The 23562-nt window shown below is 55.4% G+C and carries 23 protein-coding genes, 4 tRNA genes and 1 pseudogene; 8 read left to right on the top strand and 20 right to left on the bottom strand.

The genetic code is table 11. The features are described 5' to 3' along the window. Nucleotides 1–148: 148 nt before the first annotated feature. Nucleotides 149–1807 carry a 2-isopropylmalate synthase gene (gene leuA, locus ACSZPU_RS03025; protein WP_498995332.1) on the top strand — a complete coding sequence of 553 codons (1659 nt, stop codon included), beginning with the start codon at nucleotides 149–151 and terminating at the stop codon, nucleotides 1805–1807. Here the strand turns inward: leuA and ACSZPU_RS03020 are convergent. The 19 genes and pseudogenes from ACSZPU_RS03020 to mltB form a co-directional block, all read right to left on the bottom strand. Further along, entirely contained in the window at nucleotides 1801–2574 is a 774-nt protein-coding gene (locus ACSZPU_RS03020; protein ID WP_498995331.1) for an AraC family transcriptional regulator, read from the bottom strand. The two genes, leuA and ACSZPU_RS03020, sit on opposite strands and share 7 nt — an antisense overlap. Before the next feature lie 52 nt (nucleotides 2575–2626). Beyond that, on the bottom strand, nucleotides 2627–3142 hold the full coding sequence (luxS, locus tag ACSZPU_RS03015) for an S-ribosylhomocysteine lyase (RefSeq protein ID WP_498995328.1): 516 nt from the start codon (nucleotides 3140–3142) through the stop codon (nucleotides 2627–2629). 152 nt (nucleotides 3143–3294) lie between these two features. Further along, nucleotides 3295–4839: a glutamate--cysteine ligase gene (gshA, locus tag ACSZPU_RS03010; RefSeq protein ID WP_498995327.1), complete on the bottom strand. Its 1545-nt coding sequence runs from the start codon at nucleotides 4837–4839 to the stop codon at nucleotides 3295–3297. A gap of 80 nt (nucleotides 4840–4919) precedes the next feature. Further along, nucleotides 4920–5349 (bottom strand): annotated as a pseudogene (locus ACSZPU_RS03005) (YqaA family protein). Next, nucleotides 5346–5912: a fructose-1-phosphate/6-phosphogluconate phosphatase gene (gene yqaB, locus ACSZPU_RS03000; RefSeq protein WP_498995326.1), complete on the bottom strand. Its 567-nt coding sequence runs from the start codon at nucleotides 5910–5912 to the stop codon at nucleotides 5346–5348. The pseudogene ACSZPU_RS03005 and the gene yqaB overlap by 4 nt, the downstream one beginning before the upstream one ends. Before the next feature lie 116 nt (nucleotides 5913–6028). Then, nucleotides 6029–6343 (bottom strand): BON domain-containing protein, encoded by a 315-nt coding sequence (locus tag ACSZPU_RS02995; protein ID WP_498995335.1) that lies wholly within the window; start codon nucleotides 6341–6343, stop codon nucleotides 6029–6031. A 399-nt stretch (nucleotides 6344–6742) separates the two neighbouring features. After that, a tRNA-Arg gene (locus tag ACSZPU_RS02990) sits at nucleotides 6743–6819 on the bottom strand. A 63-nt stretch (nucleotides 6820–6882) separates the two neighbouring features. After that, nucleotides 6883–6959 (bottom strand) — tRNA-Arg (locus ACSZPU_RS02985). 63 nt (nucleotides 6960–7022) lie between these two features. Beyond that, nucleotides 7023–7099 (bottom strand) — tRNA-Arg (locus ACSZPU_RS02980). A 3-nt stretch (nucleotides 7100–7102) separates the two neighbouring features. Beyond that, nucleotides 7103–7195: transfer RNA gene (locus ACSZPU_RS02975), tRNA-Ser, on the bottom strand. 322 nt (nucleotides 7196–7517) lie between these two features. Further along, nucleotides 7518–7703: a carbon storage regulator CsrA gene (gene csrA, locus ACSZPU_RS02970; RefSeq protein ID WP_000906486.1), complete on the bottom strand. Its 186-nt coding sequence runs from the start codon at nucleotides 7701–7703 to the stop codon at nucleotides 7518–7520. Between the two features lie 242 nt (nucleotides 7704–7945). Then, nucleotides 7946–10573, bottom strand: a complete 2628-nt coding sequence (gene alaS, locus ACSZPU_RS02965) for an alanine--tRNA ligase (protein ID WP_498995317.1) — start codon at nucleotides 10571–10573, stop codon at nucleotides 7946–7948. Between the two features lie 129 nt (nucleotides 10574–10702). Beyond that, nucleotides 10703–11203, bottom strand: a complete 501-nt coding sequence (gene recX / locus ACSZPU_RS02960) for a recombination regulator RecX (protein ID WP_498995316.1) — start codon at nucleotides 11201–11203, stop codon at nucleotides 10703–10705. A gap of 68 nt (nucleotides 11204–11271) precedes the next feature. Next, a complete protein-coding gene (gene recA / locus ACSZPU_RS02955) occupies nucleotides 11272–12336 on the bottom strand; it encodes a recombinase RecA (protein ID WP_498995314.1) in 1065 nt (354 codons plus the stop codon). Between the two features lie 89 nt (nucleotides 12337–12425). Further along, nucleotides 12426–12923 carry a nicotinamide-nucleotide amidase gene (gene pncC, locus ACSZPU_RS02950; RefSeq protein ID WP_498995312.1) on the bottom strand — a complete coding sequence of 166 codons (498 nt, stop codon included), beginning with the start codon at nucleotides 12921–12923 and terminating at the stop codon, nucleotides 12426–12428. 123 nt (nucleotides 12924–13046) lie between these two features. After that, complete coding sequence (locus tag ACSZPU_RS02945) at nucleotides 13047–13925, bottom strand: metal ABC transporter substrate-binding protein (protein WP_498995334.1); 879 nt, start codon at nucleotides 13923–13925, stop codon at nucleotides 13047–13049. Further along, the gene (locus tag ACSZPU_RS02940; protein WP_498995310.1) at nucleotides 13925–14788 is read right to left on the bottom strand and encodes a metal ABC transporter permease; all 864 of its coding nucleotides are present in this window, start codon (nucleotides 14786–14788) and stop codon (nucleotides 13925–13927) included. The genes ACSZPU_RS02945 and ACSZPU_RS02940 overlap by 1 nt, the downstream gene beginning before the upstream one ends. After that, nucleotides 14785–15462 carry a metal ABC transporter ATP-binding protein gene (locus tag ACSZPU_RS02935; RefSeq protein WP_498995308.1) on the bottom strand — a complete coding sequence of 226 codons (678 nt, stop codon included), beginning with the start codon at nucleotides 15460–15462 and terminating at the stop codon, nucleotides 14785–14787. The genes ACSZPU_RS02940 and ACSZPU_RS02935 overlap by 4 nt, the downstream gene beginning before the upstream one ends. A 230-nt stretch (nucleotides 15463–15692) precedes the next feature. Further along, the gene (gene mltB / locus ACSZPU_RS02930; RefSeq protein ID WP_498995306.1) at nucleotides 15693–16790 is read right to left on the bottom strand and encodes a lytic murein transglycosylase B; all 1098 of its coding nucleotides are present in this window, start codon (nucleotides 16788–16790) and stop codon (nucleotides 15693–15695) included. A gap of 267 nt (nucleotides 16791–17057) precedes the next feature. Between mltB and srlA the strand changes: the two genes are divergently transcribed. The 7 genes from srlA (at nucleotide 17058) to gutQ (ending at nucleotide 22030) form a co-directional block, all read left to right on the top strand. Further along, on the top strand, nucleotides 17058–17621 hold the full coding sequence (gene srlA, locus ACSZPU_RS02925) for a PTS glucitol/sorbitol transporter subunit IIC (protein ID WP_039077628.1): 564 nt from the start codon (nucleotides 17058–17060) through the stop codon (nucleotides 17619–17621). Beyond that, nucleotides 17618–18589 (top strand): PTS glucitol/sorbitol transporter subunit IIB, encoded by a 972-nt coding sequence (gene srlE, locus ACSZPU_RS02920; protein WP_498995304.1) that lies wholly within the window; start codon nucleotides 17618–17620, stop codon nucleotides 18587–18589. Before srlA ends, srlE begins: the two co-directional genes overlap by 4 nt. A gap of 10 nt (nucleotides 18590–18599) precedes the next feature. After that, the gene (srlB, locus tag ACSZPU_RS02915; protein ID WP_498995302.1) at nucleotides 18600–18962 is read left to right on the top strand and encodes a PTS glucitol/sorbitol transporter subunit IIA; all 363 of its coding nucleotides are present in this window, start codon (nucleotides 18600–18602) and stop codon (nucleotides 18960–18962) included. Between the two features lie 17 nt (nucleotides 18963–18979). Beyond that, entirely contained in the window at nucleotides 18980–19759 is a 780-nt protein-coding gene (gene srlD / locus ACSZPU_RS02910) for a sorbitol-6-phosphate dehydrogenase (RefSeq protein WP_498995301.1), read from the top strand. Between the two features lie 115 nt (nucleotides 19760–19874). Continuing rightward, nucleotides 19875–20234 carry a transcriptional regulator GutM gene (gutM, locus tag ACSZPU_RS02905; protein ID WP_498995299.1) on the top strand — a complete coding sequence of 120 codons (360 nt, stop codon included), beginning with the start codon at nucleotides 19875–19877 and terminating at the stop codon, nucleotides 20232–20234. A 67-nt stretch (nucleotides 20235–20301) separates the two neighbouring features. Then, nucleotides 20302–21075, top strand: coding sequence for a glucitol operon DNA-binding transcriptional repressor SrlR (gene srlR, locus ACSZPU_RS02900; protein WP_498995296.1), 774 nt, complete (start codon nucleotides 20302–20304; stop codon nucleotides 21073–21075). Then, nucleotides 21068–22030 carry an arabinose-5-phosphate isomerase GutQ gene (gene gutQ / locus ACSZPU_RS02895; protein WP_498995295.1) on the top strand — a complete coding sequence of 321 codons (963 nt, stop codon included), beginning with the start codon at nucleotides 21068–21070 and terminating at the stop codon, nucleotides 22028–22030. Before srlR ends, gutQ begins: the two co-directional genes overlap by 8 nt. Here gutQ and norR read toward each other — a convergent pair. Then, complete coding sequence (gene norR / locus ACSZPU_RS02890; protein ID WP_498995293.1) at nucleotides 22027–23544, bottom strand: nitric oxide reductase transcriptional regulator NorR; 1518 nt, start codon at nucleotides 23542–23544, stop codon at nucleotides 22027–22029. The genes gutQ and norR overlap by 4 nt on opposite strands. Between the last annotated feature and the right edge of the window lie 18 nt (nucleotides 23545–23562).

Raw genomic sequence — 23562 nt, 5'->3', positions numbered from 1 at the left:
ATTATCTTTCAATGGTCAAGCTGGGTTGCATCCGATTGTTTTACAAGAGGTTATGCAATTAAGGGACACAGCCTAGTTTCTGTCCGCTACGCTAAAGCATCCCTTCTCGTCTGCCGCCAGGATAATTAACAGACAAAAGGAGAAGACCATGCTCAAGAACCCTGCAGAAAAATACCGTCCCTATACGCCGATTTCGTTACCTGACCGCCGCTGGCCGGAAAAACAGCTGATCCACGCGCCCCGCTGGCTGTCGACAGATCTGCGCGATGGCAACCAGGCGCTGGCAGAGCCGATGGATAGCGAACGTAAGCTGCAATTCTGGGATCTGCTGCTCGCCTGCGGTTTCAAAGAGATCGAAGTGGCGTTCCCCTCCGCTTCGCAAACCGACTTCAACTTTGTTCGCCAGCTGATTGAAGAGAAGCGTATTCCCGAGGATGTGACGATCCAGGTACTGACCCAGGCGCGCGAGGACCTGATCCATCGTACCTTCGCCGCACTGCAGGGGGCACACAGTGCCACCGTTCACCTTTACAATGCGACGGCACCGCTGTTTCGCAAGCTGGTGTTTGGTATGGAAAAGGCCGATGTGATTGCCCTTGCCGTACGTTCCACGCGCCTGATTCGCCAACTGTGTGAACAGCATCCACACACGCGCTGGCAGTACGAGTATTCCCCGGAGACCTTCTGTTTTACCGAGCCGGAATTCGCGCTGGAAATTTGTGAAGCCGTGGCCGACGTCTGGGAACCCGGTGCCGGGCGCCCGATGATTATCAACCTGCCCGCGACGGTCGAAGTGAACACCCCCAACGTTTACGCCGATCAGATTGAGTATTTTTGCCGCCACTTTAGCCGCCGCCAGGATGTGAGCATCAGCGTTCATCCTCATAACGATCGCGGTACCGGTGTTGCGAGCGCTGAGCTGGCTCTGCTGGCCGGTGCCGATCGCGTCGAAGGCTGCCTGTTCGGTAATGGCGAGCGCACCGGCAACGTGTGTCTGGTCACGCTGGCGATGAATCTTTATAGCCAGGGCATTTCGCCAGAGCTGGATTTCAGCAATATGCAGCGCGTGGTCGATGTGGTGGAAACCTGTAACCAACTGCCAGTTCACCCGCGCCACCCCTGGGCCGGACGCCTGGCCTATACCGCCTTTTCCGGCTCGCATCAGGACGCGATCAAAAAAGGTTTCGACGCCCGCAAGGCCCACGAGCGCTGGGAGATGCCCTACCTTCCGGTCGATCCACAGGACATTGGCTGTACCTACGAAGCGGTGATCCGCGTGAACAGTCAGTCCGGTAAGAGCGGCAGCACGTGGCTGATTGAGCAAAATCACGGGCTGAAATTGCCCCGCGCGTTGCAGCAGGATTTTAGCCAGCATGTGCAGCGTGAAACCGATAGCCACGGTAAAGAGATGACGCAAAACGCGTTGTGGCAGCTCTTTCGTCAGCGCTACGGTCTGGTGCCGCAGCCTTCGCTGGCCCTGGTGGATTATAAAAGCGAAAGTCGCCAGGACGGCCAGTTACATCTACAGGCCACGCTGGCGTTCCAGGGAGCTAACCGCAAAATCGAAGCCCAGGGCAACGGGTTGCTGTCGGCCGCCGCAGGCGCGTTGAGCCAGTTGCTTAAACAGCCATTCAGTATTAAGGATTATCACGAACACACGCTTGGCGAGCGCAGCGACAGCCGCTCAGTTGCTTACATTCACTGCCTGTATCCGGATGGCAGCGGAAGCTGGGGGGTGGGAATCGATAATGACGTGGCAAGAGCCTCTTTACAGGCGTTACTGAATGCGCTGAGCCAGAATCACTGATTTTCCGGAGTGCGGAAATAATCGCTGGGTGATATGCCCATCACCCGGCGAAACATCGCCGTAAATGCGCTGTGGCTGCCGTATCCCAGGTCCAGCGCGACGCGCAGTACCGAGTGCCCCTGCGCAAGCCTGAGCAGCGCTTCCATCAGCTTTGCCCGCCGAACCCATTTGCCATAGGTTAACGCCGTTTGCCGTTGAAAATGACGGTTCAGGGTCTTTTCACTCATGCTGATTAACGTCGATGCCTGCGCACTGCTCCAGGGCTGGGCTATCGACTCGCGTATGCGCAGACACAGATTTTTCAGCACCTCGCTTTCCGGCTCAGGCAAGAAGAATGGCAGCACGCGCATGCCGCGGATCTCATCAAGTATCAGCTCATACACACGTTCATCGCGACTGCCCGGCAGATAATTTTCGGCAAGGGAAAATGAGGCGACAATCAGCTCACGCAGCAGCGGCTTGATTTGTACAATCTGGCAGGAAGCGGGCAAATCCGCGCGGGCAAGCGGGTCAATAAACAGCGTGCGGGCCGCCACTTTCCCCGTGATACGAATCGCATGCTGGGTTCCGGCAGGTAGCCAGACGCCACGCCCCGGCGGTACAACCCAACAACCCGATGCCGTGTCCACCCGTACCACACCGCTTAAGATATGCAGCAGCTGCGCGCAGTCGTGCTGATGCCACGGCTCGCTTTCTCCGTGCTCATAATCATGTGCAAAGGGGACCAGGGGGCGATGGGTAAAAGAGAAGGTTAATGCAGTGGACATCGCTTAACCTCCCCTTCCCATCCCTCTCCCGGCGGGAGAGGGAAAAGGCGCACTAGATGTGCAGTTCCTGCAGTTTCTCTTTCGGCAGCGCCAGCTCTTCGTTGCTGTTGACGCGTACGTCTTTATCGAGAATATGGCGCGCGGTGTCTTGTGCTTCGCTCAGGGAGTGCATGTGGTACGTGCCGCACTGGTAGACGTTCAGTTCCGGAATCTGGTTCTGTTCCTTCACTTTCAGCACGTCGGCCATTGCCGCTTTCCACGCATCGGCAACACGTTTCTCGTCAGGCGTACCAATCAGGCTCATGTAGAAGCCCGTGCGGCAGCCCATCGGGGAGATGTCGATAATTTCCACGCCGTTCCCGTTGAGATGATCGCGCATAAAGCCAGCGAACAGGTGCTCCAGCGTGTGGATACCTTTTTCAGGCATCACTTCTTTGTTGGGCACACAAAAACGCAGATCGAATACGGTGATGGCGTCGCCGTGCGGCGTGTTCATGGTCTTGGCAACACGGACTGCAGGCGCTTCCATACGGGTATGATCGACAGTGAAGCTATCCAACAATGGCATTTAGTCACCTCCACAGTGATTTTTTTTAAAATAAAATGAACTCTTTTAACGGGTGCGAGTCTGAGTATATGAAAGACGCGCATTTGTTATCATCATCCCTGTTTTCAGAGATGAATATTTTGGCCACAGTAATGTGGCCTTTTTCTTTTCTGTCAGATGTGTCTTGCTAACAACGCCTCGAATGTTTCCGTATCCGACGCTTCAACGTCTTTCTGGCGAGCCAGGGATGCATCACACTCTTTTCTGAAATCATCTTCGCGCAAAATTTCCAGCGGCTCTTCACGCAGCATCGTACGGTATTTGTCTGCCAGCGACTTACCTGTACCACCAATACCTTGTTCAATCATAGAACGCAGAATGCGTGCTGAGAATGTCAGTTCCGGATCGTCGAAGCTTGCCACCAGTTCATCACACACTTTTTCGTAATGATTGCCGCCGTAGAGGCCATCCAGGGTCTGTGCGACGCGTTTAAGATCGCGGAACAGATCTTTTCCAACCTCTGGCAACGGGAACTGATCGGCTTCACAGCCCATACCCAGTGTCAGGCCCGGTTTGCGCCCTTCCAGAATCACGCGATTCCAGTTTTTACGCGTACACAGTAGTTCGTCACTGCTCATTTCCGGCGCATCCGCCAGCACACACCAGACCATAAACAGATCGAGGAAACGGATCTGCTGCTCATCCACGCCAATCGGGGTGAACGGGTTGATGTCGAGCGAACGCACTTCAATGTATTCAATCCCGCCGCGCAGCAGAGCATCTGACGGCGATTCACCGCTACGCGTCACGCGTTTCGGGCGAATCGGGGCATACAGCTCATTTTCAATCTGTAGGACATTGGTATTGATCTGGAGATGCTTACCGTCTTTTTCCAGGCCAATTTTCGCGTATTCCTCTGACGGCGTCTTAATCGCGCGTTTCAGCGCTACGACATAGTCAGACAGATTGTTAAAGGTGATGCCAAGGTTGCTTTGCGACTTATTGGTATACCCCAGATCGCTCAACCGCAGCGAAGTGGCATACGGCAGATAATACATGCCGCCAGGGGTCTTCTCGAACGGCAGCGTTGTCGGTTTGCCCTGCAGGAACGAGGGACAAATCGCCGGAGACGCGCCAAACAGATACGGAATGACCCAACCAAAACGGTAATAGTTACGGATCAGGCGGAAGTAACCGTCTGAAACGGATTCTTTATCGGTTTCCCCGCATTTGGCTTCCCAAAAAGCCATCGGCAGAGAAAAGTTGTAGTGCACGCCTGAAATGGTCTGCATCAACGCGCCATAGCGGTTTTTCAACCCTTCGCGGTACAGCGTTTTCAGCCGGCCAATGTTTGACGAGCCATACTGCGCCAGTTCGATATCCTGACCGTTTTCGATATAGCACGGCATGCTCAGCGGCCACATGCGCTCGTCGCCAATTTCACGCGCGGCAAAACGGTGAACGTCACGCATGATGGTCAGCATATGCTGAATATCACCGTCTACCGGAGTAATAAACTCCAGCAAGGCTTCGGCAAAATCCGTCGTAATCCATTTATGGGTCAACGCGGAACCCAGTGCGTGCGGATGGCTGGTGGTTGCCAGCGTGCCATCCGCATTGACGCGCAGCGTTTCGCGCTCAAGACCACGTTGAATCCCCTTTAGAGCCTGAGGATTTTTTTCCAGCCAGGACAATGCCTGTGATACGTCCGGGATCAAATTGACCTCCCGCCTGTAATATTCATTTTATTAAGCATAATTGTAATGGTTGACGATTAAAGGTCACTCACTCAGTCCAATTAGTGCCACCACGTCATACCCTGAAGCGTTACGATGGCCAGTAGCACATAGCGTATCGCCTTCCCAAGGCACAAAAAAAAACACTACCGGCCCCCAGGAGATGCGCATCCATCCCGCCAGCAGGCACAGCAAATCGCCGATTACAGGCATCCAGCTTAATAACAGTGTGGCTGCGCCGTAGCGCCTTAGCCAACCTGTTGCTTTTTCCTGCCAGCGTGACTTTTCACGTAATGGAAAGAAACGCCCAAGAATAACGTTAGTCAGCCCCCCAAGGCTATTACCTATTGTTGCTATTAATACAAGTAGCCACGGCTGACTAAGGCCGGATACCAACATCGCAACCAGCACCACCTCAGAGTTGCCAGGAAGCAATGTGGCGCTAAGAAAACTGCTGGCAAAGAGTGACGCAAGCGAGAGCGTTTCACTCACAATAGACGCACGTCCACAGCATCCATCCCGGCAGCGCGCGCCGCCTGCAGGCCAAAATCTGCATCCTCAAAAACCACGCATTTTTCCGGCGCAACGCCCATTTGCTCAGCACAGAGTAAAAAGGTGTCGGGCGCAGGCTTATGATTTTTGACATGATCGGCAGCAACCACGGCAGTGAAATACTGACGCAGGCCAAGATGGGATAACAATGCTTCGGCGATCGCGCTTTCGCTCCCCGTTCCGACAGCTAACGGACGGCGACCATACCACTCTTTGACAACATCAATCAGCGGCAGTGGGCGGACGGTATCGAGCAGCATGCCTTTCACCGCCTCGGTTTTTTCACGCGCGAGCGCATAAGGGTCGAGGCTGGCCTGATTCAGCTCAATAACCGACCGAGCAATACGCCAGGTGGGAGAACCGTTTAGCGCAATCATCGCTTGTATATCGTAGCGCAGACCATAATGTCCCAGCACGTCATGCCAGGCTTTACGGTGAGTCGGTTCGGTATCCAGGATGGTGCCATCCATATCGAAAATCAGACCATCGTAACGTTCGTACATCGTGTTCTCGTAGACCAGATAACAAAACGTTACTTTATCGTAAACAGAGATTGTTGTCGCTGCCGGACGCAGAGACAACAAAGGCGCACGGCGGCGCCTTTGTGTTTTGCAGAAGGTTATTTAATTCTTAAATCGTTCTCAACCACGCGAACGCCCGGAACCCGACGCGCTACATCGACCGCACGCTTAGCGCTTTCAGCCGACGAGACAAAACCACTCAGTTGCACACGCCCTTTGAAGGTCTCGACGCTGATTTCTGAAGACTTAATGTTTTTATCGTTAAAGAGCGCACTTTTGACTTTCGTCGTCACAACCGTGTCGTCGATATAGCCCCCCGTACTTTCTTTTTTGGACGAGCCCGCACAACCACTCAGGGTCAATGCGACAAGTAACATTGCGCAAAACGCAGAAATTGCTTTGAACCCTTTCATCATGTCTCTCCTTGTCTTCGCCTTACTCAATTCACATCGTGATAAGTAGATAAATTATAGAGGAAAGAACAGCCTGCCAATAAGAATCCATAACGGAAGGAAAAGGAGATGTGTAGAAACGGGTAAATCAGGAGACGGAGAAAAGAATGTTGTTCTGGAAAAGATGTTTTTTTCGAAGAAGATGGTGCATGCAGGGGGATGACTCACTGCGTTCGCCCTACGGGCCGCTGCTGAAGCAACGTTATCCTTCCTGGTGCTCGCGGTTATCGCGCAGACCATGAAAGAACAGTATTGCTGTGAATCTGGAGAAGATGGTGCATCCAGGAGGATTCGAACCTCCGACCGCTCGGTTCGTAGCCGAGTACTCTATCCAGCTGAGCTATGGATNNNNGAGAAAGATGGTGCATCCAGGAGGATTCGAACCTCCGACCGCTCGGTTCGTAGCCGAGTACTCTATCCAGCTGAGCTATGGATGCATCAGGATTACTGCTTTACTGCCGATATCAGATACCGCTTTGAAAGCCATACCTGATAAAAGATGGTGCATCCAGGAGGATTCGAACCTCCGACCGCTCGGTTCGTAGCCGAGTACTCTATCCAGCTGAGCTATGGATGCATCAGGATTTACTGCTTTACTACCGATTCAATATCGCTCAACAAGCCGCAACACTGATAAAGATGGTGCATCCAGGAGGATTCGAACCTCCGACCGCTCGGTTCGTAGCCGAGTACTCTATCCAGCTGAGCTATGGATGCAAATGGCGGTGAGGCGGGGATTCGAACCCCGGATGCAGCTTTTGACCGCATACTCCCTTAGCAGGGGAGCGCCTTCAGCCTCTCGGCCACCTCACCAACACGCCTCTTACGAGTGCTTAGAAGAACTTGTTTCTGCTCATCGTCGCTGCGTGGCGCACATATTACTTTCTGGGACTTATAAGTCAAACAATTTTTCCAGCCCCTGAATCGTTTGCACACTTCGCAGACAATTAGCCGGTTAAAAGCGCAAAAAGGATGTTTTATCAGCAGAAATTACGTGATGCACCTCGTACGACAACACAGACAAAAGCATCAGGAAGAAGAGTCAGATTGCGGGAGTGAAATAAAAAGGTAACGCAGTAAAGGGAGAATCGGGGAAAAATGCTGCGTCTCGCCAGGGTGGCGAGACGCGGTAATATCAGTAACTGGACTGCTGTGATTTTTCAGCCTGGATACGCTGGTAGATTTCTTCACGGTGAACAGACACTTCTTTAGGAGCGTTAACGCCAATACGTACCTGGTTACCTTTAACCCCTAAAACAGTCACAGTGACCTCATCCCCAATCATGAGGGTCTCACCAACTCGACGAGTCAGAATCAGCATTCTTTGCTCCTTGAAAGATTAAAAGAGTCGGGTCTCTCTGTATCACGGCATTCTCCATCATATAACGCCAAAAGGTAAGCGATGACAAACACGTAAAGTGTAAGCAGTCACGGCATTACATTCTGTTAGACGTAAGTTTAGCCGATATACACAACTTCAACCTGACTTTATCGTTTTCAATAGCGTAGTGGCAAGAGCGTCATGACCGCAAGGCCATGACGACTGCATTCGCTTTGTAATTATTACAGTTTCGCGCCTACCCAGCCTTTTACGCTGGCGATTGCTGCAGGAAGTGCTGCCACGTCCGTGCCGCCGGCCTGCGCCATATCTGGACGCCCGCCACCTTTACCGCCAACCTGCTGGGCAACCATCCCAACCAGTTCCCCTGCTTTCACGCGGTCGGTCACATCCTTAGACACACCCGCAATCAGAGAAACCTTACCTTCTGCCACTGTGGCCAGAACGATAACGGCAGAACCTAATTGATTCTTGAGATCGTCTACCATGGTACGCAGCATCTTCGGTTCAACACCCTCCAGCACGCTGACAAGGAGTTTAACGCCGTTGATATCCTCAGCCTTCCCGGTCAAGCTTGCGCTTTCCAGGGCGGCCTGTTGTTCTTTCAGTTGCTGCAGCTCTTTCTCAAGCTGACGGGTGCGCTCCAGTGTGGAACGAACTTTGTCGCCAAGATTCGCGCTATCGCCTTTCAGCAACTGTGCGATGTCGTGCAGCTGGTCGCTCTGTACGTGCAGCGCAGCAATCGCGCCTTCGCCAGTGACCGCTTCAATACGACGCACGCCCGCGGCCGTACCGGACTCAGACACAATGCGGAACAGGCCGATATCGCCCGTACGCGATGCGTGAGTACCGCCACACAGTTCGGTAGAGAAGTCACCCATGCTCAGAACACGCACGCGGTCATCATATTTCTCGCCAAACAGCGCCATTGCGCCAGAGGCTCGTGCTGCGTCGATATCCATGATGTTGGTTTCGATCGGCAGGTTACGGCGAATTTGCGCGTTCACCAGATCTTCTACCGCACGGATTTCAGACGGTTTCATCGCTTCGAAATGCGAGAAGTCGAAGCGCAGCGCTTTGTCGTTAACCAGTGAGCCTTTCTGCGCCACATGCGTACCCAGCACATCGCGCAGGGCGGCGTGCATCAGGTGAGTCGCGGAGTGGTTCAGGCGGATACGCAGACGACGCGCTTCATCCACCTCTGCTTTCACGCCATCGCCTACTTTCAGCGAACCTGTGGCCACTTTGCCCAGGTGACCAATTGCCTGGCCATATTTCTGCGTGTCGCTCACGGTGAACGTAAAGCCGTTGCCTTTCAGCTCGCCTTTATCGCCAACCTGGCCGCCGGATTCCGCATAGAACGGCGTCTGGTCCAGAACCACAACGGCTTCCTGACCGGCGTTCACGGCATTAACCGCTTTACCATCAACAAACAGCGCGGTCACTTTGCCAGTCAGTTCCAGATGGTCATAGCCTTTAAATTCTGAGCTACCGTCAACGCGGATCATCGCGTTGTAGTCTGCACCAAAACCGCTGGATTCACGCGCACGACGGCGCTGCTCTTCCATTGCGGCTTCAAAGCCTTTTTCGTAAACTTTCAGGTTACGCTCACGGCAAACGTCAGCCGTCAGATCCACCGGGAAGCCATAGGTATCGTACAGACGGAAAGCGGTTTCGCCGTCCAGCGTGTCGCCTTTCAGTTTCGCCAGTTCTTCGTCCAGCAGCGCCAGACCGCGCTCCAGCGTACGAGCAAACTGTTCTTCTTCGGTTTTCAGAACTTGCTCAACCTGCGTTTGCTGGCGTTTCAGCTCTTCACCGGCAGAACCCATTACTTCAAGCAGCGGGCCAACCAGTTTGTAGAAGAAGGTGTCCTTCGCGCCCAGCATGTTGCCATGACGGATAGCACGACGAATGATACGGCGCAGCACATAGCCACGGTTCTCATTCGACGGGATCACGCCATCAGCAATCAGGAAGGCACAGGAACGAATATGGTCCGCGATAACGCGCAGGGATTTGTTGCTCAAATCGGTCGCGCCAGTGACGTCGGCTACCGCTTTGATAAGTTTGCTGAACAGGTCGATTTCGTAGTTGGAATTCACATGCTGCAGTACAGCGGTGATACGCTCAAGCCCCATGCCCGTATCAACGGACGGTTTCGGCAGCGGCTCCATGGTACCGTCAGCCTGACGGTTGAACTGCATGAAGACGATGTTCCAGATCTCAATGTAGCGGTCGCCGTCTTCTTCCGGGCTTCCCGGAGGGCCACCCCAGATGTGATCGCCGTGATCGTAGAAAATCTCGGTGCAAGGACCGCACGGACCGGTGTCGCCCATCTGCCAGAAGTTATCGGAAGCATAAGGCGCGCCTTTGTTGTCACCGATACGGATAATGCGCTCGCGCGGGATCCCGACTTCTTTTTCCCAGATCTCGTAGGCTTCGTCGTCAGTCTCGTACACGGTAACCCACAGACGCTCTTTCGGCAGTTTGAACCAGTTATCACCGGTTAACAGCTCCCAGGCGTACTGGATAGCATCGTGTTTAAAGTAATCGCCGAAGCTGAAGTTACCCAGCATTTCGAAGAAGGTATGGTGACGCGCGGTGTAACCGACGTTTTCCAGGTCGTTGTGTTTACCACCCGCACGCACGCAGCGCTGCGCGGTAGTCGCACGGGAATAATTACGCTTATCGAGCCCAAGGAATACGTCCTTGAACTGGTTCATCCCGGCGTTGGTAAACAGCAGAGTCGGGTCGTTATTCGGCACAAGGGAGCTGCTCGCAACTACCTGATGGCCCTTGCTATGGAAAAAATCGAGAAACGCCTGACGGATCTCAGCGGTGCTCTTGCTCATAATTATCCTGAAATCAAGCTAACGAAATGTCGTAGCGGATTACTGCCCTTTGACAGACAGCAACCCGCTACTGGAAAAAGTGGGAATAAGATAAGTTTTCTTTACTACGAAGTAAAATCCCGTATGCGGTCAATCGGCAAAATTTCGCCAGATATCCTGAATATCTTCCAGTAAATAGCCACGATAGAGCAAAAAGCGTTGCACTTTTGCTTTTTCCGCAAAGGCCACGGGGAGCGGGTCACCGAATTTACGCTGCGCCTGCTCACGAGCAAGTTCGCACCAGTCAATATCACACTCACGCATCGCGCTTTCGCAGATATCCCGCGCCAGCCCTTTCTGGCCCATTTCCTGGCGGATACGCGCGGGGCCGTAACCTTTGCGACTGCGGCTGGCAATGAACTGGCGGGCAAAACGCGCATCGTCGAGGTAGTTGCTTTCCATACACCAGGCAATGACCTTGTCGACATCTTCCGGCGTGGCATCGGTCTTTTCCAGACCGTTTTTCCCCATTACCGGGGCGGTAAGTTTGCGGCGAAGTTCCTGTTCCGCATGATCGCGCATCGCCAGAATACGCAGCGCGCGGTCGAGTAAGCGGGCATAGGCGGAGCGGCGGGGTGTGTTGTCAGACATGGTTAAATCCTGGCAGGCTCTAAAAACAAAAGGGCTGCATCAGCAGCCCTTGATTGTTATTCAGATTATCAGAAATCTTCGTTGGTTTCTTCGACACCCTGGCCGTTGTCGTCCACCGAGAAATCGGCACCGGATGAAGGATTGCTGAGCAGGATCTCACGCACTTTCTTCTCGATTTCTTTCGCCGTTGCCGGGTTTTCTTTCAGCCAGTTTGTCGCATTCGCTTTACCCTGACCGATTTTTTCGCCGTTGTAGCTATACCAGGCGCCCGCTTTTTCAATCAGCTTCTCTTTCACGCCCAGATCAACCAACTCACCGTAGAAGTTGATACCTTCGCCGTAGAGGATCTGGAATTCAGCCTGTTTGAACGGTGCAGCGATTTTGTTTTTCACCACTTTCACGCGGGTTTCACTACCGACCACGTTGTCGCCCTCTTTCACCGCACCAACGCGACGAATATCCAGACGAACAGAGGCGTAGAACTTAAGCGCGTTACCACCGGTGGTGGTTTCCGGGTTACCGAACATCACGCCAATTTTCATACGGATCTGGTTGATAAAGATCAGCAGCGTGTTGGACTGTTTCAGGTTACCCGCCAGTTTACGCATTGCCTGGCTCATCATACGTGCCGCGAGGCCCATGTGAGAGTCACCGATTTCGCCTTCGATTTCCGCTTTCGGCGTCAGCGCCGCAACGGAGTCGACAACGAGAACGTCAACGGCACCAGAGCGTGCCAGCGCGTCACAGATTTCCAGCGCCTGCTCACCGGTATCCGGCTGAGAACACAGCAGGTTATCGATATCAACGCCCAGTTTACGTGCATAGACCGGGTCCAGCGCGTGTTCGGCGTCGATGAACGCACAGGTTTTGCCTTCGCGCTGCGCGGCGGCGATCACCTGCAGGGTCAGCGTCGTTTTACCGGACGACTCTGGCCCGTAAATTTCAACAATACGGCCCATTGGCAGACCGCCCGCACCCAGTGCGATATCCAGCGAAAGCGAGCCAGTGGAGATCGTTTCGACATCCATGGAACGGTCTTCACCCAGACGCATGATGGAGCCTTTACCGAATTGCTTTTCGATCTGACCCAGTGCTGCCGCAAGCGCCTTTTGTTTGTTTTCGTCGATAGCCATGATTACTCCTGTCATGCAAGGTGAAACGCGTTCGCTTCGCCGTGAATTTCTGTTCTGTTGTCGCAATTATACTGTATAGTCATACAGTATCAAGTGTTTTGTAGAAAATGTTGCCACAGTGTTTGCAGCGCATAGGCCGTCGCCTGACGACGCACCGCTTCCCGGTCGCCGTTAAAGCATTCGCGCCGGGTAATGCCCTGCCCGCTCACGCTGGCAAAACCGAACCACACGGTGCCGACAGGCTTGCTCTCACTGCCACCGTCCGGCCCGGCAATGCCGCTTACGGAGATAGCGTAATCCGCCCGCGCGGCTTTTAAGGCGCCGATGGCCATCTCTACCACCACCGGTTCACTCACCGCACCGTGTGCGGCAAGCGTTTCGGCTTTCACGCCGATCATCTGCGACTTGGCCTCGTTACTGTAGGTGACGAAACCGCGCTCAAACCAGGCTGAGCTTCCGGCGATATCGGTAATGACTTTTGCCACCCAGCCACCGGTGCAGGATTCCGCCGTGGTAACCATTGCCCCACGCGCGTTGAGCGCCTGCCCTACACGTTCACTCAATTGCATTAATTCGCTGTCAGTCATGGAGACTCCTGTCGCACTTAAACCGTGGCGGAAAAGATACCACTTTCAAGATAAAGGTGGGGACGGGCTGACGAATTTACGAGGAGGCTTCAGAAAAAAGCCAGCTTACGCTGGCTTAGAGGGTTATTTCATGCTGTTGGCGATGGTTTCAACGTTGTGGTGAAACGCTTTGACGTAAGAATCCGCTTCACCGCCTTTTTTACTTAAGGCTTCCGGATAGAGTTCCCCACCCGGCTGCGCACCGGTCGCGCTGGCAATCTGTTTCACCAGACGCGGATCAAGCTGGTTTTCCATAAACCAGGTGTGAACCCCGTCGGCTTTGATCTGCTTAATCAGGTCGGCCATCTGCTGTGCACTGGCTTCACTTTCCGAAGAGATACCCTGCGGTGCCATGAAGGTCACGCCGTACGCGCGGCCAAAGTAACCAAAGGCGTCGTGGCTGGTCAGCACTTTGCGTTTCTCTTGCGGTACCGCGCTGAACTGGGTTTTCGCCCAGATGTCCATCTGCTGTACCTGCTCAATATATTGCTGGCCGGTTGCTTTTAATGCCGCTTCATCCTGCGGATCGGCTTTTACATACGCTGAGAGAATGTTCTTCGCATAGAGCGCACCGTTAGCCGCACTGTTCCAGGCGTGCGGGTCGGTGACGGTTTTGCCGTCTTCTTCCAGCGTGTGCGTTGACACGCCCTCAGAGGCGACAACGACCACGCCTTTAAAGCCGGACGCTTTCACCAGTCGGTCCAGCCAGCCTTCCAGCCCCAGACCGTTTACTACCACTACATCAGCCTTATTGAGCAGCGCGCTGTCTTTGGCGCTCGGCTCAAAGGTATGCGGGTCACCATCCGGACCAACCAGCGTGGTCACTTTTACATGGTCCCCACCCGTTTTGGCCGCAATGTCACCCAGAACCGAGAAGCTGGCGACCACGTTCAACGTCTTCGCCATTACGCTTTGTGTCATCAGCCCAAGCGCCAATGCCAGAACCACACCTGTCTTTTTCATCATGTCTCCTTGCCTGGTTTTTGTGCGCGTAAAGTGCTGCGCACGCCGAATAAAATGGAAAAAATAAAAACGACGCTCGCGGTCAGGACGATAGACGGTCCTGCCGGTAGCCCTGCCACCCACGAAAGGCTCAGGCCAAACCATGCGCAGAACGCACCGCTCACGCCTGCAAACAGCAGCAGCCCGGGCAATGTCCGCGCCCAACAGCGTGCCGCGACCGCCGGTAAAATCATCACGCCCACCGCCATCAATGTGCCCAGCACCTGAAACCCGGCGACGAGGTTTAGCACCAGCAGCGCCAGAAACAGGCTGTGGAAAACAGCGGGCAGGCGCGGTGCGTTAATCTGTAAAAAGCTGCTGTCGAAGGCTTCACTAACCAGTCCGCGGTAAAACAGCGCCAGGCACAGCAGCGTCAGGCTGGCGACGCCTGCGACAAACATCGCTGCGTCCTGATCGACCGCCAGCACCGAGCCAAACAGTAAATGCAGCAGGTCAACGCTCGAGCCACGCAGCGACACCAGCGTAACCCCCAGCGCCAGCGACGCGAGATACAGACCGGCAAAGCTGGCGTCCTCTTTTAGCGGCGTGCGTCGGCTGATAACCCCTGCCACCAGCGCCACGATAATCCCGGCAAAGAATCCGCCCAGGCTCATCGCCAGCAATGACATGCCGTTGAGCAAATAACCTGCCGCCACGCCGGGTAAAATCGCGTGCGAAAGTGCATCGCCCATCAGGCTCATGCGGCGCAGTTGTAAAAATACGCCCAGTGCCGTGGTGCTAATGGATAGCGCCAGGCACACCACCAGCGCACGGCGCATAAAGCCGAACTCAATAAACGGCTGGAAAAAGAGATGCCATATCATGCCAGGCACGCTCCGCTGTTCTGCGCCAGGGTCAATTCGGTCGCGCCCCAATGGGCGCTTTCCGTATCCAGACGCAGCGTCTGGGGGAAGTAGCGTTTAACGCGTTCGCTGTCGTGCAAGACGGCAAGAATGGTTTGTCCCTGCTGATGCATATCGACAATCTGCTCCATCAACACATGGCTTGTGGCTTCATCAATGCCGGTAAAGGGTTCATCGAGCATGACGAGCGGCGCCTGCTGTAACCACATGCGAGCGAAAAGCATGCGCTGAAACTGGCCGCCAGAGAGGGCTTCAACGGTGGTTTTGGCCATATCCCGCATCCCGACCCGCTCCAGCGCTTCAGACACGTGCGCCCTGGCCTGGCGATTGAGACCACGAAACAGCGAGATACGCGGCCAGGCCCCCATGCTGACCACATCCTGCACGGTAATCGGAAAATGCGGGTCCAGCGTCTGCCGTTGCGCCAGCCAGCCGATAACCGGGCGTGAAGGAGCCCAGCGCAGCGTGCCACTGACCGGTGGCAGTAAGCCTGCCAGCGTTTTGAGTAACGTCGATTTACCACAGCCATTGGCACCGACAATCGCGGTCATGCTGCCGGCTTCCACTACACCACACAGGGAGGGGGTAATGGCGCGCGAGCCGTAGCCCGCCACCAGATGATCAAGCTCAATCATGCCAGTGCCACCGCCCATGCAGTCAGCAGCCACAGCACAACCAACAACGCCACAGCCAGTCCAAGTCGGACTGCGCTGGCGCAGGAGAAAAGGGTAACATCCATCATTATTTGGCCTTCAATATGTTATAACATAACAATAATGAGAAACAAAAATGAAGTAAATTGGAATTTATCGGGGGAGTGCGTCGAAATGTTTCTGCCCCTTCCCGCAGGAGGGGGGCAAGAGGATTAGCGACCGCGCGCCTCTGCAACCGCCAGGCCTAGCTGCCAGACCGCCATCGCATAGTGCGTGCTGCTGTTGTAACGGGTGATGGTGTAGAAGTTCGGTAAGCCGTACCAGTACTCGTAATTGGTGCCCACATCCAGGCGCAACAAGCTGGCCTGTTGATGATTCCCCAGCGATTGCTGCGGCGTTAAGCCCGCCGACGCCAGTTGAGCCACGCTGTAGTTGGTTTTAAAGCCATTCGCCAGCCCCGGTGCCTGGCCGTTGGCCGGTACCGCAACGGCGTCGCCTTTCACCCAGCCGTGCTCTTTAAAGTAGTTTGCCACGCTGCCGATGGCATCCACCGGGTCCCACAGGTTGATGTGTCCGTCACCATTAAAATCAACGGCATATTGCTTGTAGGACGATGGCATAAACTGCCCGTAACCCATCGCACCGGCAAACGAACCTTTCAAATCGAGCGGATCATCACTTTCATCACGCGCCATCAGCAGGAAGGTTTCCAGCTCGCTGGAGAAGTACGCCGCACGGCGGGGGTAGTTAAATGAGAGGGTCGCCAGCGCGTCGAGGATGCGGGTTTTGCCCATCACGCGGCCCCAGCGGGTTTCCACGCCGATAATGCCGACGATAATTTCCGGTGGTACGCCATAGACCATCCATGCGCGATTCAGCGCGTCTTCATATTGATCCCAGAACGCCACGCCGTTTTGCACGTTGTCCGGGGTGATGAACTGGCTGCGATAGCGCAGCCATGCGCCATTCGGCCCAACCGGTGCCGGGCCGGTAGGCGCCTGTCTGTCCATCAGGCGCAGCACGTAATCGAGTCGCTTCGCCTGAGAAAGAATTTCGTGTAGTTGCTGACGGTCAAAGCCGTGCTTGCTCACCATTTCATTGATGAACTGCTCCGCCGCCGGGTTATTGGCGAAGTCACCGCCCATCGCCATCACATTGTGCTGCGGCTTGAGCAGGAAACCGCCGGACGGTTCCGCGGGCTGACCGGTGATCACCCCTTCGGTGGACGCGGCGGTTTGTTGAGGTTTGCTGCTACAGGCGGCAAGTAAAACGAGCGCAGGGAGGAGCGCTGCGTAACGACGCTTAAACATGGGACATCCATTTAACAATTCATTCAACCAGGAGGAATTATGGTAAAGCATGCGGGCTTCCACAAGGAAGCGGCTTCCAAACATCTTCTCCCTTCTCTTTTCTGAAATCCCGCGTTTGTATTCGTTTCACACTTCCTCCTTACTAAAAACTTTCACAATGATCATTTTATCTTTCATATTGAGATCTAAATAACACTTTTTAAACTTTCATAATGATTATTATAAGCCCCAGTTTTGCAACAACGTGAAACCCTACAGGAGAGAACAATGATCGAAACCATTACCCATGGTGCCGAATGGTTCATCGGGCTGTTTCAGAAAGGCGGGGTTGTGTTTACCGGGATGGTGACCGGTATTCTGCCGCTGCTGATAAGCCTGCTGGTTATCATGAACGCACTGATCAACTTCATTGGTCAGCACCGCATCGAGCGGCTGGCACAGCGCTGTGCTGGCAACCCGGTGACCCGTTACCTGCTGCTGCCGTGCGTGGGCACCTTTGTTTTCTGTAACCCGATGACGCTGAGTCTTGGGCGCTTTATGCCGGAACGCTACAAACCCAGTTATTACGCGGCCGCCTCGTACAGCTGTCACTCGATGAATGGCCTGTTCCCCCACATCAACCCCGGCGAATTGTTCGTCTATTTGGGTATCGCCAACGGCCTGACCACCCTCGGTCTGCCGCTCGGCCCGCTGGCAGTGAGCTATCTGCTGGTGGGTCTGGTCACCAACTTTTTCCGCGGCTGGATTACCGATCTGACGACGGCGATTTTCGAGAAAAAAATGGGCATTCAGCTTGAACAGAAAGTACAACTGGCAGGAGCGACATCATGAGCTGCATTGTGATTGAAAAAGGCACCGGCGGCTGGGGCGGCCCACTGGAACTCGATCCCACCGCGAACAAAAAGATCGTCTATATCACCGCGGGTACGCGCCCGGCGATCGTCGACAAGCTGGCGCAAATGACCGGCTGGGAAGCGGTCGATGGCTTTAAAGAGGGTGAACCTGCAGAAGCGGAAATCGGTGTGGCGGTGATCGACTGCGGCGGGACGCTGCGCTGCGGTATCTACCCGAAACGCCGCATTCCAACCATCAATATCCATGCCACCGGCAAGTCAGGCCCGCTGGCGCAGTACATCCTGGAAGACATCTATGTCTCTGGCGTAAGGGAAGAAAACATCTACTGGCAGGACGGCGAGTTCACCAGTAAACCCGTGCAGCGTGAATCGAGCGCCCGAGATTACGACAGCAGTAAAAAAATCACCGAGCAGAGCGACGGGCTGCTGGCGAAAGTCGGCATGGGGATGGGCTCCGCCGTCGCCGTGCTGTTCCAGGCCGGGCGCGACACCATCGATACGGTGCTGAAAACCATCCTGCCGTTTATGGCGTTCGTCTCGGCGCTTATTGGCATCATCATGGCTTCCGGCCTGGGTGACTGGATTGCCCACGGCCTGGCACCGCTGGCCAGCCATCCGTTAGGGCTGGTGACGCTGGCGCTGATCTGCTCTTTCCCCCTGCTGTCGCCGTTCCTCGGCCCAGGGGCGGTCATCGCGCAGGTGATCGGCGTCTTGATTGGCGTGCAAATTGGCCAGGGCAATATCCCGCCGCATCTTGCCCTGCCAGCCCTGTTCGCCATTAACGCCCAGGCCGCATGTGACTTTATCCCCGTTGGGCTTTCACTGGCCGAAGCACGCCAGGACACCGTGCGCGTCGGCGTGCCGTCCGTGCTGGTCAGCCGCTTCTTAACCGGCGCGCCAACGGTGCTTATCGCCTGGTTTGTCTCTGGCTTTATTTATCAATAAGAGGTTGTTCATGAGCGTGATTTATCAAACCACTATTACGCAGATTGGTGACTGCGCCCGCGATGCGCTAAGCGACCGGATGCTGATTACCTTCCGGGAAGGCGCCCCCGACGATGTGGCCGAGTTTTGCTTTATCCACTGTCACGGCGATTTCTACGGACAGCTTAAGCCCGGCGCCCGTTTCGAGCTGGGCGGCAAGCAGTACCCGGTGACCGCCGTCGGCGAGGTGGCGGAGCTGAATCTGCGCGAACTTGGGCACATTACCCTGCGTTTCGATGGACAGACGCAGGCGGAATATCCCGGCACGGTACACGTCGCAGGTGACGTGCCGGAGAGCATCAATCCAGGTTGCACACTGAAATTTGTCGCTTAAGTCGTAAGGAGAAAAGTATGAAACAGGTTGCCGTTGTCATTGGTGGGGGACAAACACTCGGGGCGTTCCTCAGCCGTGGGCTGGCCGCAGAAGGCTATCGCGTAGCGGTAGTGGATATTCAGAGTGATAAGGCCGCGACCGTGGCGCAAGAGATTAACGCTGAGTTCGGTGAAGGCATGGCCTACGGTTTTGGCGCAGATGCCACCAGCGAGCAGAGCGTTCTGGCACTTTCCCGCGGTGTGGATGAGATTTTTGGCCGCGCGGATTTACTGGTCTACAGCGCGGGCATTGCCAAAGCGGCGTTTATCAGCGATGTGCAGCTCGGGGATTTTGACCGTTCACTGCAGGTGAATCTGGTGGGGTATTTTCTGTGTGCCCGTGAGTTTTCGCGTCTGATGATTCGCGACGGGATTCAGGGTCGTATCATCCAGATCAACTCGAAATCCGGCAAGGTGGGCAGCAAGCACAACTCCGGCTACAGCGCGGCGAAGTTTGGCGGCGTGGGGCTGACGCAATCACTGGCGCTGGATCTCGCGGAATACGGTATTACTGTGCATTCACTGATGCTGGGCAACCTGTTGAAATCGCCGATGTTCCAGTCCCTGATCCCGCAATATGCCAGCAAGCTGGGGATCGCCGCCGATAAGGTTGAGCAGCATTACATTGATAAGGTCCCGCTTGAGCGCGGCTGTGATTATCAGGATGTGCTGGACGTGCTGCTGTTTTACGCAAGCCCGAAGGCCTCTTATTGTACCGGGCAGTCGATCAATATTACCGGCGGGCAGGTGATGTTCTGAATCGGGTGGTCTGACGTTCTCACCCGGCCCTCACCCCAACCCTCTCCCACAGGGAGAGGGAGATCAATGTAGCCCGGATAAGGCGCTTGCGCCGCATCCGGGGAAAGGAGGAATAATGGTTTCCGCACTGATTACCTTTGCTGTTATCGCCTGGCTCAGCCAGATGGCGCTGGGCGGCTGGCAAATTCGCCAGTTCAATCGTGCCTTTGATGCGCTGTGCCAGCAAGGGCGCGTTGGCGTCGGGCGCTCCGGCGGGCGTTTCAAACCGCGCGTTGTTCTTGCCGTTGCGTTCGATAAACAGGACCGCGTCGCCGACACCCTGCTGATGCGCGGGTTAACCGTTTTCGCCAGACCCGCGAAAATCGACACCTTAATCGGCCTGAAACGTGAGGAATTAGAGCCTGATGTGATCTTTCCCCATGATCCGATCTGTCAGAATGCTCTATTATTAGCGCTTAAACTGAAGCATGGATAATTTCGTTGTGAACGCAATGAGCTTGCGAAATTATCATTTTGCAACTTAACGCAGGATAAAAGCGCCCATGAAACCACGTCAGCGGCAGGCAGCCATTCTTGAGCATCTGCAAAAGCAGGGAAAATGTTCGGTTGAAGAGCTGGCAGCACACTTCGACACTACGGGCACCACCATACGTAAAGATTTAGTGGTGCTGGAGCACTCCGGCGCGGTCATCCGCACCTATGGCGGTGTCGTGCTGAATAAAGACGAAGCCGATCCGCCGATCGACCACAAGACCTTAATCAACACCCTGCAAAAAGGGCTGATTGCCGAAACCGCCGTGGGATTTATTCAGGATGGCGATTCCATCATTCTGGACGCGGGCAGCACGGTGCTGCAAATGGTCCCCCTGCTGAGCCATTTCAACAACATCACCGTGATGACCAACAGCCTGCATATCGTCAATGCGCTTTCCGAGCTGGATAATGAACAAACCATCCTGATGCCGGGCGGAACCTTTCGCAAAAAATCCGCGTCCTTCCATGGGCAACTGGCGGAAAACGCCTTTGAGCATTTCAGCTTCGACAAACTGTTTATGGGCACCGATGGCATCGATTTGCATGCCGGGGTCACCACCTTCAATGAAGTCTTCACCGTCAGTAAAGCCATGTGCAACGCGGCGCGGGAAGTGATCCTGATGGCAGATTCGTCCAAATTTGGCCGCAAAAGCCCGAATATTGTGTGCAGTCTGGAAAGCGTCGATAAACTGATCACCGATGCCGGGATCCCGGCAGACTTTCGTGCCGCTCTGGAAGAGAAAGGCATCGAAGTGATCGTGGCTGGAGAAAAACATGAGTGAGCTTTTATTACATACCGCACGTCAGACGCTGCTGCTTGAGCTGCAGGAAGCCAGCCGATTGCCGGAGCGCCTGGGCGAGGCGTTTTTACGCGCCGCCGATGCCATTATTCGTTGCCAGGGGAAAGTGATCGTCTCGGGCATTGGCAAATCCGGGCATATTGGTAAAAAGATTGCCGCCACCTTCGCCAGCACCGGCACCCCCGCCTTCTTTGTCCACGCAGCAGAAGCGCTGCACGGCGATTTGGGGATGATAGAAAGCCGTGATGTGCTGCTCTTTATCTCTTATTCCGGCTCGGCCAAAGAGCTGGATCTGATCCTCCCGCAGTTGCAGGAAAGGTCTGTAATCGTGCTGGCGATGACCGGGAAATCCCTGTCGCCGCTGGCGCTGGCCGCAAACGCAGTGCTGGATATTTCCGTTGAACGCGAAGCCTGCCCGATGCTGCTGGCCCCCACCTCCAGCACCGTCAACACCCTGATGCTGGGTGACGCCCTGGCGATGGCGGTGATGCAGGCGCGTGGCTTTAACGAGGAAGATTTTGCCCGCTCGCACCCGGCGGGAGCGCTCGGCGCACGCCTGCTGAATAAAGTGCATCACCTGATGCGTAAAGAAGAGATTCCCCACGTGCGCATCGACGCCACGGTGATGGACGCCATGCTGGAACTGAGTCACACCGGGATGGGGATGGTTGCTATCTGCAGTGAAGCCGATGGAATCCTCGGTATCTTCTCCGATGGCGACCTGCGACGCTGGCTGGTTGCAGGCGGTGCGCTGGACGCGAATGTCAGCGAAGCCATGACCAAAGGCGGCATCACCCTCAACGCCGACAGCCGCGCTATCGACGCCAAAGAGCTGCTGATGAAACGCAAAATCTCCGCCGCCCCGGTGGTGGATGACAGCGGCAAACTGGTTGGCGCGATTAACCTGCAGGCCTTCTATCAGGCCGGGATTATTTAATCTTTCAACCCCAGACGTTTCGCCAGCCGATGCAGGTTGGCGACGTCCATCTCCAGCAACCGGGCGCTGGCCGCCCAGTTATGCTGGCTGTGTTCCAGCGCCCGGCGAATGGCGGTACGCTGGAACGCATCGGTCGCCTCCCGCAGATTTTGCGTCTCCACAGGGACGGCCTGCACAGCGACAACATTCTGTTCCGGCTCATCACTCAGCGCAAAATGGCGCGTTTCCAGCACCACCTCATCCCCGCTTCGCGTTCCGCGTGCCAGCACAATCGCCCGGTGAATGGCATGTTCCAGCTCCCGCACGTTGCCCGGCCAGCGATAGGACAGCAAATGTGACCGCGCGCCAGGGCTGAGCACCACGCGCCCAAGGCCAAGGCGCAGACGGCACTGCTCGCAGAAATACCCCGCCAGCAACACCACATCCTCACCGCGTTCGCGCAGCGGCGGAACAAACAGCGGGAACACGCTCAGGCGGTGAAACAGGTCGGCACGAAAACGCCCGGCCAGCACCTCTTCGCGCAGATCGCGGTTGGTGGCGGCCAGTACGCGCACATCCACCCGTAGGCTGCGGTCATCGCCAACGCGCTGAATATCGCCGTATTGCAGCACGCGTAGCAGCTTCGCCTGCAATGCCAGCGACAGCTCGCCGATTTCATCAAGAAACAGCGTGCCGTTATCGGCCATTTCAAACTTGCCGCTACGGTTGCTGATGGCCCCGGTAAACGCCCCTTTCACATGGCCAAACAGCTCGCTTTCCGCCACGCTTTCCGGCAGTGCCGCACAGTTGAGATAGATCAGCGCATCAGCCGCCCGGGGCGAGTTTTCGTGAATGGCCTTCGCCACCAGCTCTTTACCGGTGCCGGTTTCACCGCTTACCAGCACGTTTAAATCGGAACCGGCGACAATCTCAATCTCTTTTTTAAGCTGCGCCATGCCTTCTGAAAGGCCGATCATTTCGGTGTGCGCGACCTGTTCGAACGTCGCAGGCAGGCCCGGAGCCATGTTCTGGCTTTCGAGCTTTTCAATGAGCAGCGCATTGTTGAGCGCCCCTGCCGCCAGCGCCGCAATCAGGCGCAGCTCTTCGTCGCTAAAATTATCGAACTGATCCGGTGCCATGCCATCCAGAGTAAGCGCGCCTATCAGATTTTGCCCGGCAAACAGCGGCAGCCCCACGCAGGCGTGCACTTTCAGGCTCTCCTGGCCGGGGATCAGCCCGTCATACGGGTCCGGCAGAGAGCTGTCTGCCGGGAAACGCACCACATCCCCGGCGCGGGCAATCGCCTCGAGTCGCGGGTGGCCCTCCAGCGTAAAGCGCCGTCCCAGCACATCCTGGGCCAGGCCATCAATCGCCAACGGGATAAATTGCCGCGCTTCATAACGCAACAGCGCAGAGGCATCGCACTCCAGCACCTGGCGCAGGGTGGCGATCAGACGCTGAAAACGGTCGGCATGACCAATGCCGCTCTGTAACTCAATGGCGATACCCGCCAGCACGTTCACGGAAAAACTCATCGTCGCCTCACAGTCATT

The organism is Phytobacter sp. V69 (assembly GCF_965644215.1).
Lineage (GTDB): Bacteria > Pseudomonadota > Gammaproteobacteria > Enterobacterales > Enterobacteriaceae > Phytobacter.
The sequence above is the reverse complement of the archived record's forward strand: the minus strand, read 5'-3'. Positions and strand labels throughout refer to the sequence as shown.